Annotated in this window: 12 protein-coding genes and 1 pseudogene; 12 read left to right on the top strand and 1 reads right to left on the bottom strand. The window is 64.7% G+C overall.

Going from position 1 to position 12,841, the window contains the following annotated elements; genetic code table 11:
* The first annotated feature begins 75 nt into the window (after nucleotides 1-75).
* Entirely contained in the window at nucleotides 76-2,142 is a 2,067-nt protein-coding gene (locus ABIA42_RS35340) for a prolyl oligopeptidase family protein (protein ID WP_370116463.1), read from the top strand.
* A gap of 117 nt (nucleotides 2,143-2,259) precedes the next feature.
* Here the strand turns inward: ABIA42_RS35340 and ABIA42_RS35335 are convergent, their stop codons facing one another.
* Nucleotides 2,260-2,934, bottom strand: coding sequence for a DUF938 domain-containing protein (locus ABIA42_RS35335; RefSeq protein ID WP_370116466.1), 675 nt, complete (start codon nucleotides 2,932-2,934; stop codon nucleotides 2,260-2,262).
* A 231-nt stretch (nucleotides 2,935-3,165) separates the two neighbouring features.
* Here ABIA42_RS35335 and soxX point away from each other — a divergent pair, with 231 nt between their 5' ends.
* The 11 genes and pseudogenes from soxX to ABIA42_RS35280 all read left to right on the top strand — a co-directional run bounded on the left by soxX (nucleotide 3,166) and on the right by ABIA42_RS35280 (nucleotide 12,695).
* Nucleotides 3,166-3,522, top strand: coding sequence for a sulfur oxidation c-type cytochrome SoxX (gene soxX / locus ABIA42_RS35330; RefSeq protein ID WP_370116469.1), 357 nt, complete (start codon nucleotides 3,166-3,168; stop codon nucleotides 3,520-3,522).
* 25 nt (nucleotides 3,523-3,547) lie between these two features.
* Entirely contained in the window at nucleotides 3,548-4,039 is a 492-nt protein-coding gene (gene soxY / locus ABIA42_RS35325) for a thiosulfate oxidation carrier protein SoxY (protein ID WP_271527385.1), read from the top strand.
* A 15-nt stretch (nucleotides 4,040-4,054) separates the two neighbouring features.
* On the top strand, nucleotides 4,055-4,366 hold the full coding sequence (gene soxZ / locus ABIA42_RS35320) for a thiosulfate oxidation carrier complex protein SoxZ (protein WP_271527386.1): 312 nt from the start codon (nucleotides 4,055-4,057) through the stop codon (nucleotides 4,364-4,366).
* Nucleotides 4,366-5,230, top strand: a pseudogene (gene soxA, locus ABIA42_RS35315) (sulfur oxidation c-type cytochrome SoxA). The gene soxZ and the pseudogene soxA overlap by 1 nt, the downstream one beginning before the upstream one ends.
* The gene (locus tag ABIA42_RS35310; protein WP_370116473.1) at nucleotides 5,227-5,532 is read left to right on the top strand and encodes a hypothetical protein; all 306 of its coding nucleotides are present in this window, start codon (nucleotides 5,227-5,229) and stop codon (nucleotides 5,530-5,532) included. Before soxA ends, ABIA42_RS35310 begins: the two are co-directional and overlap by 4 nt.
* Nucleotides 5,533-5,586: 54 nt before the next feature.
* Nucleotides 5,587-7,338, top strand: a complete 1,752-nt coding sequence (soxB, locus tag ABIA42_RS35305) for a thiosulfohydrolase SoxB (protein ID WP_370116476.1) — start codon at nucleotides 5,587-5,589, stop codon at nucleotides 7,336-7,338.
* Nucleotides 7,335-7,793: a hypothetical protein gene (locus tag ABIA42_RS35300; RefSeq protein ID WP_370116479.1), complete on the top strand. Its 459-nt coding sequence runs from the start codon at nucleotides 7,335-7,337 to the stop codon at nucleotides 7,791-7,793. The genes soxB and ABIA42_RS35300 overlap by 4 nt, the downstream gene beginning before the upstream one ends.
* Nucleotides 7,794-8,083: 290 nt before the next feature.
* Nucleotides 8,084-9,121: an MBL fold metallo-hydrolase gene (locus ABIA42_RS35295; protein ID WP_370116482.1), complete on the top strand. Its 1,038-nt coding sequence runs from the start codon at nucleotides 8,084-8,086 to the stop codon at nucleotides 9,119-9,121.
* A gap of 83 nt (nucleotides 9,122-9,204) precedes the next feature.
* On the top strand, nucleotides 9,205-9,378 hold the full coding sequence (locus tag ABIA42_RS35290) for a hypothetical protein (protein ID WP_370116485.1): 174 nt from the start codon (nucleotides 9,205-9,207) through the stop codon (nucleotides 9,376-9,378).
* Nucleotides 9,379-9,573: 195 nt separating this feature from the next.
* Nucleotides 9,574-10,779 (top strand): MFS transporter, encoded by a 1,206-nt coding sequence (locus tag ABIA42_RS35285; RefSeq protein WP_370116488.1) that lies wholly within the window; start codon nucleotides 9,574-9,576, stop codon nucleotides 10,777-10,779.
* Between the two features lie 200 nt (nucleotides 10,780-10,979).
* Nucleotides 10,980-12,695 carry an amidohydrolase family protein gene (locus tag ABIA42_RS35280; protein ID WP_370116491.1) on the top strand — a complete coding sequence of 572 codons (1,716 nt, stop codon included), beginning with the start codon at nucleotides 10,980-10,982 and terminating at the stop codon, nucleotides 12,693-12,695.
* Nucleotides 12,696-12,841: the final 146 nt, after the last annotated feature.

Here is a 12,841-nt window from a genome sequence, read left to right as displayed (position 1 = left end):
TGATAGCCGGCCGCCGCGCTTGACGGCTTGCGCTCGATCAAATCCTATCCGCCGCGAGTTTTTGGAGTTTCGCTCATGTCCGTCGACGACAGGCCCACGCTCAGCGCTCCCGACGACGATCCCTGGCTATGGCTGGAGGAGATCGAGGGCACGCAGGCGCTCGATTTCGTGGAGCGGCAGAACAGCCTGACGCTCGCCGCGTTCGGCGGGGCGGCCTTCGCGCGCGACCGCGATATCCTCGCGGCGATCTACGACCGGCCGGACAACATTCCCTATGTCAGCCGGCGCGGCAACGACCTCCACAACCTCTGGAAGGACGCCGGCAACCCGCGCGGCCTGTGGCGGCGCACGACGCTGGCGGAATTTCGCAAGGCCGATCCGGCATGGGAGACCATGCTCGATATCGACCGGCTCGCAGCGAGCGAAGGCGAGGACTGGCTGCTCGGCGGGATCGCCACGATGCCGGGAAGCTCGCGGGCGATCCTGAGCCTGTCGCGCGGCGGCAGCGACGCCGTCACTCTTCGCGAGTTCGACCTCGCCACGAAGAGCTTCGTTGCGGACGGCTTCACGCTGCCGGAGGCCAAGGGCGGCGTCGACTGGCTCGATGCCGACACGCTGCTGCTGTCGAGCGCGCATGGCGAGGACATGGCGACGAGCTCGGGATATGCGCGGACGGTTCGCCTGTGGCGGCGAGGCCAGCCTGTCGATCAGGCGCAGGTGATCATCGAGACCGCGGCCGATCACATGACGATCTATGGCAGCGCCGACGACACCGGAGCGGCGCCCCGGGTCTGGATCGTCGACCAGATCGACTTCTTTAATCATGCAATCTGGCTGCGCGATGCGGCCGGCACGACGACGAAGCTCGATCTGCCGACCGGGATCTGGATGCAGGCGCATGGCGACTGGTTCGCGATGAAGCTGCGCAAGGACTGGACGGTCGCAGGTCAGACCCATGTCACCGATACCGTGCTCGGCATCTCGCTTTCGGCGTTCCTGGCCGGCAGCCGCGATTTCGCGGTGCTGTTCGAGCCGGCACCGCGGCGCGCGCTGCAAGGTTTGTTCTGGGCCGCCAGAAAGCTGGTGCTCTCGATCCTCGACGAGCTCAAGCCGCGCTTCGAGATCTGCACGCCATCCGCCACTAGCTGGAGCCGTGAGACACTTGGCGGCCTGCCGCAGATCGGCGTCGTCGACGTCTGGCCGCTCGATCGCCATCCCTCCGAAAGCAATGGCGATCTGCTCGCCAATGTGCAGGATCCGCTGACGCCGCCCTCGCTGCTGCTGATCGAGCGCGGTATCGCAAGCCCGACCGTGCTGAAGCAGGCGCCGAAGACATTTGTCGCCGACGGTCTCGTGGTGACCCAGCACGAGGCGATCTCTGTTGACGGCGAGCGTATTCCCTATGTGCAGACCGGTCCCGCCCGGGAGACCGGCGATGCGCCGGTCTATATGAGCGCCTATGGCGGCTTCGGACATTCGGTGAAGCCGTACTACAATGCCTCGCTCGGCAAGCTGTGGCTGGAGCGCGGCGGCACGACGGTGCAGGCGAACCTGCGCGGCGGCGGCGAGTTCGGCACGCGCTGGCACGATGCCGGACGGCTGGCCGGCAAGAAGCTGTCGCACGACGATTTCGCGGCGGTCGCGGCCGATCTGGTCCGCCGCGGCGTGACGCAGCCGAAGCGCATCGCGGCGCAGGGCGGATCGAACGGCGGCATCCTCATCACCAACATGCTGGTGCGCTATCCCGAGCGGTTCGGCGCGCTGTTCTGCACCATCCCGCTGATCGACATGCGCCGCTACACGAAACTGCTCGCAGGCGCGAGCTGGATCGCGGAATATGGCGACCCCGACAAGCCCGACGAGTGGGAGTGGCTGAAGACCTACTCGGCCTATCACAACGTGAAGGCCGGCCAGGCCTATCCGCCGATCCTGATCGCGACAACGCGGCGCGACGACCGCGTCCATCCCGGCCATGCCCGCAAGATGGCCGCCAAGCTCCAGGCGATGGGCTTTGAAGCCTGGTTCTACGAGCCGGCCGCCGGCGGCCACGGCTATGGCAAGGACAACAAGGAGCGCGCCGGCTTCGAAGTGCTCGGCTTCAGGTTTTTGAAGGAGAGGATCGGGTGGAAGGACGAAGGCTAGAGTTGGATGCGCTGACGTCTCCACATCGTCATGGCCGGGCTTGACCCGGCCATCCACGCCTTGCCTTGGTGCCCAAAGAACGTGGATGCCCGGGACAAGCCCGGGCATGACGACCTCCTAGCCCCTCGCAAACACCAGCGTGAGATTGTTCGCGGGCATCTCGGTGGTATCGACAAGGCGAAGGCCGGCGCCTTTTGCCAGTGTCTCGACATCGCTGATATCGCGCACGCCCCATTCGGGATTGCCCTCGCGCAAGGAGGTGTCGAACACCGCATTGCTGAGCGCAGTGTGCTTGCCGTCGCGCTTGAAGGGGCCGTAGAGGAACAGCTTGCCGTCGGGACGCAAATAGCGGCCGGCGCCGGCGAACAGACCCTCGGCCACGGCCCAAGGCGCGATGTGAATGACATTGGCGCAGAACACGACCGCAAGGCTCGTCGGTCCCTGCCCGCTCTTCATCTCCGGACACCAGTCGGGATCGGTGAGATCTATCCGCAGGGGCGAGCGGATGTTCGGCAGGCCCGCATGCACGCGCCAGGCTTCGATGCTCTTGAGATGGCGCTGGTTGAGGTCGCTCGGCCACCAGATGAGGTCGGGCGTGTGGCGGGCGAAATGAACCACGTGCTGGCCGGTTCCACTGCCGAGTTCCACCGCGTTGCCGGTGCAGCCCGCCAGATCCTTTTCCAACGCCGCCCAGATCGGTTCGTGATTGCGATGAAAGGCCGGCGCATCGAGCCGGCCATCCGGCTCGACCCGTCCGCCATCCCTGCCGAATTCGACGACATATTCAGCCAAGTGACGTCCCCAATAATGTGAAAAAGAAAGCACGGGCTTCAGGGCAAAAACGCCCACGAGAATAATTTGCTAATCGCAGTCGATCCGATGAACGAACTATCTCATCAGCTGGAATGCGCAGGATATTAACTCCATTTTGCCGCGTGCATAGTCTTGATTGTCAGGCGATGCCCTTTGTGCTTTTGAACATTCCGCAAACGAGATCATCGACATACCGCTCCGGACGATGCCTTGACCGTCTTTCCCTACAAGCCCGCCCTGCTGGTTGCGCTGGCCCTTGTCGCCGGCGCGGCTGCGGCCCCGGCGCGGGCGCAGTCCACCGTGACCGAGGGCCAGAAGCTCGCCTTCGACCGCGGCAAGGGCAATTGCCTGACCTGCCACGTCATCAAAGGCGGTGATCTGCCGGGAACGATCGGGCCGGAGCTGAAGGACATCACGGCAAAATACCCCGATCGCAACGAGCTGTTCGCCATCATCTTCGACGAGACCAAGCGCAATCCGCAGACCATGATGCCGCCGTTCGGCCGGAACCGGATTTTGACCGAACAGGAGATCAACGCGATCGTTGATTTCCTGCAGACCCTGTAACGGCCGGCTGCCCAGGAGACTTGAGATGACCACGACCACCAAGCCTCATCCGACGCGGCGCCTGATCCTTCAGGGCGCAGCCTCCGTCGCGCTGCTCGGCCTCGGCAATCTGCCGTTCGGCGCCGCTCCCGCGCGCGCCGCAGCCAACGACAAATATCCGGAAGAGGCGTTCAAGCAGAAGAACGAGGCCGACGCGATCAAGGCACTCTATGGCAAGACCGCGGAGCCGTCCGACAAGGTCAAGCTCGACGCGCCGGAGATCGCCGAGAACGGCGGCGTGGTGCCGATCTCGGTGACGACGTCACTCGACAAGGTCACCTCGATCTCGTTCTTCGTGGCCGAGAACCCGAACGCGCTCGCGGCAAGCTACAAGATTCCCGACGGCACGATTCCTGCCGTCGCCAACCGACTGAAGATGGCCAAGACCACCAAATTGACCGCGATCGTGGAAGCCGACGGCAAGCTCTACAGCGCGACCAAAGAGGTCAAGGTCACCGTCGGCGGTTGCGGCGGTTAAGCGAGGCAGTTCGACATGGCATCCAGCATTCGCGTACGCGCCACCGCCAACGGCGACATCACCGAGGTGCAGACGCTGATCCAGCACCCCATGGACACCGGCCTGGTCAAGGACTCAAAGGGCGAGCTGATCCCGGCGCACTTCATCCAGGAGCTGAAGTTCGAATATAACGGCAAGGACGTCTTCGTCGCCAATTGGGGCACCGCGGTCTCCAAGGACCCCTACGTGAAGTTCAGCTTCAAGGGCGCCAGGAAGGGCGACGAGCTCAAGATCTCCTGGACCGACAACAAGGGTGCGTCGGACACGACCACCGCGAAGATCGCGTGATGAAACAGCGCGCCACGATTCTGCTCGGCTCAGCGTTCGTCGCACTCGCGGCGCTTGCTTTCGCCGCAACGCGTGTCGTCGCCGCCGACAAGGTCGATCCCGTCGCCGATGCCAAGGCGTTCCAGAACTTCTTCTTCCAGAAGTTTCCGAACGTGAAGCACGAGGATTTCGTCAACGGTCCTTATTCCATGAACGAGGACATGAAGCGGCAGTGGCGGGGAGAAGGAGGAATTCCCGCCCTACGAGTTCGCGCTCGATGCCGGCAAGGAGATGTTCTCGACCCCGTTCAAGAACGGCAAGACCTACGCCGACTGCTTCCCGAACGGCGGCATCGGCATCCGCCAGAACTATCCCTATTTCGACGAGAAGGAAGGCAAGGTCGTCACGCTGGAGCTTGCACTCAACCGCTGCCGCGAGGCCAACGGCGAAGCGCCCTATTCCTACGTCAAGGACGAGATGGCTTCGCTCACGGCCTACATGGCCTACACCTCGCGCGGCAAGCCGATGGACATCAAGATTCCCGACGATCCCCGTGCGCTGGCGGCGTACGAGAACGGCAAGCGCTATTTCTACACGCGGCGCGGCCAGATGAATTTCTCCTGCGCGAGCTGCCATGTGCAGAGCCCGGGTGAGCGCATCCGCGCCGAGACCCTGGCACCGGCGCTCGGCATCCTCAACGCGATGCCGATCTACCGCTCCGAATGGAGCGGCATGGGCACCACCAGCCGCCGCTTCGTCACCTGCAACAGCCAGACCCGCGCGGTTCCGCTGGAGCCGCAATCGGACGAATATCGCGACGTCGAATATTTCCTGTCCTACGTCGCCAACGGCCTGCCGATCTCGGGCCCGGGAGCACGGCCATGAAGCGGTCACTTGCTCTCGCCATGCTGCTCGTCTTGAGCCTTGCGCCATCCGCGCGCGCGGCGAACGAGGCGGACTACAAGGCGGCCTATGCCGCCGCCGAAGCCGCCTCCAAGGAGGCGGCCGGCATGCGCAATCAATGGACCGTGACCGTATCTGCGCTGGCGGCAGCGAAGAAGGCTGCCGACGGCGGCGATTTCGACCGTGCGGTTGCCGCGGCCAGGGAGGCCGAGGCCATGGCGAAGGCGTCGATCTTCCAGGCCACGTCCGAAAAAGAAGCCTGGAAGGCGATGGAAATCCGCTAGACTGCGCCTGAGTGGAATAGTCCGACGATCACGAGAGGCGCGGAGAATTTTTGGATGGCGATCCGCCGCCGCGATTTCCTGAGAAGTGCAGGCCTTGCCGCCGCAACGCTCGGCCTGCCGCGGCTGGCCCGCGGCACCGAGGCCGCCAGCATCTACGACATCGAGCGGTTCGGCAACGCGCGGATCCTGCACATCACCGACACGCACGCGCAGCTCAATCCGGTCTATTTCCGCGAGCCCAGCGTCAATATCGGTATCGGTGAGATGGCGGGACGGCCGCCGCATCTGGTCGGCCGCGCCTTCCTGGAGCGGTTCGGCATCCGGCCCGACAGCGCGGATGCCTATGCCTTCACCTGCTTCGAGTTCGAAAAGTCCGCAGGACGCTTCGGCAAGCTCGGCGGCTTCGCCCATCTGAAGACGCTGGTCGACCGCTTGCGCGCCGATGTCGGCGAGCGGCGCTCACTGCTCGTCGACGGCGGCGATCTCTGGCAGGGCACCGGGCTTGCCAACGTCATGCAGGGCCGCGACATGGTCGAAGTCGCCAATCTGCTCGGCATCGAGGCGATGACCGGGCATTGGGAATTCACCTATGGCGAGCAGGCGCTGCGCGACAATCTCGAGCGCTTCAAGGGCGAGTTCCTGGCGCAGAACGTGTTCCTGACCGAGGAAGCCGCGTTCAACGACGCCCCCGCCTTCGACAAGGCCACCGGCCGCGTGTTCAAGCCTTCGATGATCAAGGAGCTCGGCGGGCATCGCGTCGCGATCGTCGGCCAGGCCTTCCCTTACGTTCCGATCGCGCATCCGAAAAGGTTCACACCGGACTGGAGCTTCGGCATCCGCGAGGAGGAGTTGCAGAAGCATGTCGATGCCTTGCGGGGCACCGACAAGGTCGATGCCGTCGTCCTGCTGTCGCACAACGGCATGGATGTCGACCTCAAGCTCGCAAGCCGGGTCACCGGCATCGACATCATCCTCGGCGGCCACACCCATGATGCCGTACCGCAGCCGATTGCCGTGAAGAATGCAGGCGGCACGACGCTCGTCACCAATGCCGGCTCCAACGGAAAATTCCTGGCCGTGCTCGATCTTGCACTCGACAAGGGCAAGGTCAGCGACGTCCACTATCATCTGCTGCCGGTTTATTCCGAGCTGCTGAAGCCCGACCCTGCCATGGCCGAGCTGATCGGCCGGCTGCGCGCGCAGCATGTGAGCGACTGGTCGGAGAAGATCGCAACGCCGGATCGCCTGCTCTACCGCCGCGACAATTTCTCCGGGCCCGTCGACGAATTGATCTGCACCGCGCTGCGTGCCGAGCTCGACGCCGAGATCGCGCTGTCGCCGGGCTTCCGCTGGGGCGTCACCGCGCTGTCCGGCCAGGCGCTGACCATGGAGGATCTGCTGGCGGAGACCGCGATCACCTATCCCGAGACCTATGTACAGGAAATGACGGGAGCCCAGATCAAGGACGTGCTGGAAGACGTCTGCGACAACCTCTTCAACGCCGATCCCTATTACCAGCAGGGCGGCGACATGGTGCGCGTCGGCGGGCTCAGCTACACCTGCGCGCCGACAGCCGCGATCGGCAGCCGCATCTCGGAGCTGAGGCTTGGCAGCGGCAAGGCGCTCAGCGCCAGACACCGCTACAAGGTCGCGGGCTGGGCTTCGGTCAACGGCCAGCAAGGCGCGCCGGTATGGGACGTCGTCGGCAAGTATCTGCGCTCGGGCCGGATGTTGCCGGAGCGGCTCGGCTCCGGCGTCACGCTGAAGGGGGTCGAGGGCAATCCAGGCATTGCAGGACAGGGATGAAGAGGTCGCAGCTCATATCCGCGATGATGCTGGCATTGCTCGTCTGGGCGGCGGCCCCGCCCGCTCTGGCACAACAGGTGCCGCTCCAGGACAAGCCGTTCGCCGAGCACAGGATCGTGCTGCAGCTCTCCGATGGCGATGCGAGGAAGCAGGCGCTGGTGCTGAGCGTCGCCAATAACCTGCTGAAGGCCTACGATCCCGACAAGATCGCGATCGAAGTGGTGGTGTTCGGTCCCGGCATCGACCTGCTTCTTGCCGGCAGCGAGCGCCGCAAGCAGGTCGAGAGCCTGATCGCACAGGGCGTTCGCTTCGACATCTGCCTCAACACCGTCGATACGATCGAGCGGGAGACAGGCAAGCGGCCGGAGTTCATCCCCGCTGCGACGCCGGTGCAGGTGGGGGTTGGGCAGATCCTGTTCCTGGCCGAGAACGGGTACACATTGGTGAGGCCGTAGGCGCCCGGTGCATCACACTCTCCTGTCGTCCCTGCGAACGCAGGGACCCATACCGCGTGATCTATCCTTCGCGGCGGTTGCAGTACCGAACGGCTGGTCTTCGCCAAACTCCTCCTTGGGGTTGTGGGCCCCTGCGTTCGCAGGGACGACAGGGGAATTTGAGGCCGTCGTCCCACCCAAGACGTGGAATAAAATCTTCCAAATTTTGCTACCTATCCAGTGAATTACTTCTCCTTTCGACCCCCGGCGTAGTAGAATCCTCGAAATTAGTTCCACGCCGGGTCCAAGCCATGATCTTCCGCCAGCTCTTCGACAGCGTCTCGGGCACCTACAGCTATCTCTTGGCCAGCCGCGCCGGCGGCGAGGCGCTCATCCTGGATCCCGTGCTGGAAAAGGTCGACCGCTACTGCCAATTGCTGCGCGAGCTCGACCTCAAGCTGGTGAAGGCAGTGGATACCCATCTGCATGCCGACCACGTCACCGGCCTCGGCGAGCTGCGCGACCGCACCCATTGCATGACCGTGATGGGCGACCAGACCAAGGCCGACGTGGTGGCGATGCGGGTGGCCGACGGCGACAAGGTGACGATCGAGGGCCTGTCGCTCGACGTGATGTACACGCCGGGTCACACCGACGATTCCTATTCCTATCTGATGGGCGACCGCGTCTTCACCGGCGACACGCTTCTGATCCGCGGTACCGGCCGCACCGATTTCCAGAACGGCTCATCGCGCGCGCAATACGATTCGATCTTCAACCGCCTCTTGAAGCTGCCGGACGAAACGATGGTGTTCCCGGCGCATGACTACAAGGGCGACACCGTCTCCACCATCGGCGAGGAGAAGCGCTACAATCCGCGGCTCCAGGTGCGCTCGGTGGACGAATATATCGAGTTGATGGCGAACCTGAAGCTGCCCAATCCGAAGATGATGGACGTGGCGGTGCCCGCCAACATGCATGTCGGCCTGCATCAGGAGGAGCTGGAAAAGGAAGGCCGCGCGCTCAGCGCCGCCGAGGCGATCCGCGCGCTCGGCCGGCCCGACATCCTGCTGGTCGACCTGCGCGAGACCAACGAGCGGCTGAAGCACGGCATGCTCGAGGGCGCGCTGCACACGCCCTATCCCTCCGTCGAGGAGAGCCTCAAGCCCGGCGGCATGCTGCGCGAGGTCGCGGCCGCCACCGGCCGCCGTGTAGTGTTCTTCTGCGCCTTCGGAGAACGCTCGGCGATGGCCGTGGCGGCTGCGAAGGAAGCGGGGCTTCTCAACACCGCCCATATCGCCGGCGGCATCGATGCCTGGAAGAAGGCGGGCGGGCCGGTGCTGCACTGAACGGACATCGGCTTGCGATAGGTCAGGCGCCGCAAGCATTTTCCGGATAGGATCGGATCCAGCATCACCATCCGGGACCAATCATGGCCAAGACTGGCAAGCCGAACGAGCCGCCCAAGACTGCCGAGAACAGGCCGGCGGACGACAAGGCGAAGAAGCCCCTGCCGCCGCGCGAGATCGATGACGACGATTACGAAGACGGCGATATCGCAACACCGAAGCGCGACCGCTACGGGCCGGATGACGACCCGTTGTGAGGGCATGAAGCTGCATCGCGAACTGTGCGTTCCCTCCCCCCCTTGCGGGGGAGGAAGCGCAGTGTGCCACACTGCACCGCCGAGCAATCATCGAGATTGCAGCGTCCTCGCTAGCTGCCATGCGCCTGCGTTCATGGACAAATAACCGCTCTCCCCGATAGTTTGCGCCTCCATCGGGAGTGAAACGGAACTGCAATGGTCGACGTTCTCGCCGCACCGCAGCAAGGCAAGGCGGACAGTGCGCTGCGCACGCTGACCGGAATCTCGATCGCGCATTGGGTCAGCCATTTCCATCTGCTGGTGCTGCCGATGCTGTTCCCGTTTCTCAAAAGCCAGCTCGGCGTCGGCTATATCGAGCTCGGCTTCGCGCTCACCGTGTTTGCGGTGGTGTCCGGCCTGACGCAGGCGCCGACGGGCTATCTGGTCGACCATTTCGGCGCGCGGAGGATTTTGCTGGCCGGGCTGACGCTCGGCGGTATCGCGCTGATCCTGCTCGGGCTGCACCTCAGCTACGCCTCGCTGATCGCCTGCGCCGTGCTGCTCGGCCTCGCCAACAGCGTCTACCATCCCGCCGATTACGCGATTCTGGCGGAACACATGGACGAGGCACGGATGGGCCGCGCCTTCTCGATCCACACCTTTGCCGGCTTTCTCGGCGGTGCGGTAGCGCCGGCCATCGTCGCAGCGCTCGTCACATTGTCCGGTGGCGCCGGGGCGCTGATCGCGTCCGGCGCGATTGGTGTCGCAGTGGCGCTGCTGCTGATCGTCATGAACATTCCGGACGCGGGCGCGCACAAGAAGAAGCCGGGCGGCGAGAGCGCGCCGAAGCAGGCGGTGATCACGCCGGCGCTGATCACCCTGACCGCGCTGTTCATGCTGCTCAGCCTGTCGGTCGCCGGCATCAACAATTTCGGCGTGGTGGCGCTGATGAGCGGCTACGGCGTCTCTTACTCCGCCGCCAACATCGCGCTGACGGCGTTCCTGGGCGCCAGTGCCATCGGCGTGCTCGCGGGCGGCTTCCTTGCCGACCACACCGAGCGTCACGGCTATGTCGCGGCGGCATGCTTTGCGGCGAACGCGGCAATCGTGCTGCTGATCGCGCTGGTGACGCTGCCGGGCTGGGCGCTGACCGCCACGATGGCGACCGCGGGCTTCCTCTCCGGCGTGATCGCGCCCTCGCGCGACATGCTGGTGCGCAATGCGGCGCCGGCCGGCGCTGCGGGGCGCGCCTTCGGCATCGTCTCCACCGGTTTCAATCTCGGCGGCATCGTCAGCCCGCTGCTATTCGGCTGGATCATGGACCAGAACGCACCGCACTGGGTGTTCGGCGCGTCCGTGATCTTCATGGTGGCGACGGTGGTGCTGTCGCCGTTCACGGAGCGGAAGCCGGCCAAGGCTTGAGCTACAAATTCAACCGTCGTCCCTGCCGATTGCGCGCGGGGCGCAGGGATCCATAACCACAGGGAGGAATCGCAGCGCAAGACTGGTCACTACGAGTCTTCGCGAAACGTCTCCCTGTGGATATGGGACCCGGATCTACGCTTCGCTTGTCCGGGACGACGGATAGAGAAAAGCAAAACAACAAAACGGGAAGAAACACCATGAGCACCCCTGATCTCGTGATCCGCGACGGCACCGTCGTAGACGGCAGCGGCGGCGAGCTGTTCGAGGCTGATGTCGCCATCACCGGCGGCAAGATCAGCGCGGTCGGCAAGATCTCGGCCAAGGGCCGCGAAGAGATCGACGCGCGCGGCAAGCTGGTGACACCTGGCTTCGTCGACGTGCATACCCATTACGACGGACAGGTCACCTGGAGCCAGGACATCACGCCGTCCTCACAGAACGGCGTCACCACGGCGATCATGGGTAATTGCGGCGTCGGCTTTGCGCCGTGCAAGCCTGATGACCACACCCGCCTGATCCAGCTCATGGAAGGCGTCGAGGACATTCCGGAGCCGGTGCTGAGCGCCGGCATTCCCTGGGCCTGGGAGAGCTTTCCAGACTACATGGACTGGCTCTCCAGGCGCGATTTCGACATCGATGTCGGCGCGCAACTGCCGCATGCGGCGCTGCGCGTCTACGTCATGGGCGAGCGCGGCGCGCGCCGCGATCCCTCGACCGCGGAGGACAATGCGGCGATGGCAAAGCTCGCGGGCGAGGCGGTACGCTCGGGCGCGCTCGGCTTCTCGACCTCGCGCACGCTCAATCATCGCACCTCGACCGGCGATTTCACACCGACGCTGAAAGCAGGCGAGGACGAGCTCACCGCGATTGCCGGCGCGATGCACCGGCAGGGCCGCAGCGTGCTGCAATTCGTGCTCGACCTCTCCACCATCCACGAAGACCTGCCGATGATGCTGCGGGTCGCAGACTCGACGAAGTGCCCGATCTCGTTCTCGATCACGCAGAACGACAAGGCACCGCAGCGCTGGCGCCAGACGCTGGACGAGATCAATGCGGCAGCGCTGCGCGGTCTCTCCATCACCGCGCAGATCGCGGCGCGCCCTGTCGGGCTCTTGCTCGGGCTCGAGCTGTCGCGCAACCCTTTCCAGACCCATCCGAGCTACAGGGCGATCGCCCATCTGCCGCTGCAGGAACGGCTGGCACGGCTGCGCCAGCCTGATGTGCGCAAGGCGATCCTGAGCGAGACGGCGACCGCGACCGACGATCCGCTGTTCTTCCGTCCCAACTACGACAAGATGTTCCTGCTCGGCGATCCCCCCGATTACGAGCAGCCGCCGGAGAACGCGCTGGGACCGCAGGCGCGCAAGCTGGGCCGTCAGCCGGAAGAGCTCGCCTATGACGCCATGCTGTCGGACGAAGGCCGCGGCATGCTCTACGTGCCCTTCCTGAACTATTCCGACGGCAATCTCGATGCGACGCGCGAAATGCTGCTCGATCCGCAATCGGTGCCGGGCCTGTCCGACGGCGGCGCGCATTGCGGCATCATCTGCGATGCGAGCTTCCCGACCTATCTGCTGACGCACTGGACGCGTGACCGCAAGCGCGGCGAGAAGCTCACGATCCCGTTCGTGGTCGCGGCGCAGTCGCGCAAGACCGCGCTCTCGGTCGGTCTCACCGACCGCGGGCTTATTGCTCCAGGCTATAAAGCCGACGTCAACGTGATCGACTACGACCGCCTGCATCTGCATCCGCCGAAGGTGCATTACGATCTGCCGGTCGGCGGGCGGAGGTTGCTGCAGGATGTCGACGGCTACGAGGCGACCATCGTGTCGGGCGTGGTGACGCGGCGACATGGCGAGGCGACGGGACGCCGGCCGGGCAAGCTGATTCGCGGTGCGCAGGGGATGAATTAGCGAGACGGGCGCCTAGCTACCCTCCCCTGGAGGGGGAGGGTAGCTACGCATGCAGCGAAGCGAAATGCGTAGCGGGGTGGGTGACGGTCTTTCCCCATCCAACAGTGCCCGAGCGGAGAGATCACCCCACCCCGCTCGCGCTGCGC

It is taken from the genome of Bradyrhizobium sp. USDA 327 (assembly GCF_041262065.1).
Taxonomy (GTDB): Bacteria; Pseudomonadota; Alphaproteobacteria; order Rhizobiales; family Xanthobacteraceae; genus Bradyrhizobium; species Bradyrhizobium liaoningense.
Note: the sequence above shows the minus strand (reverse complement) of the source record. Positions and strands in the feature narration are given on the sequence as shown.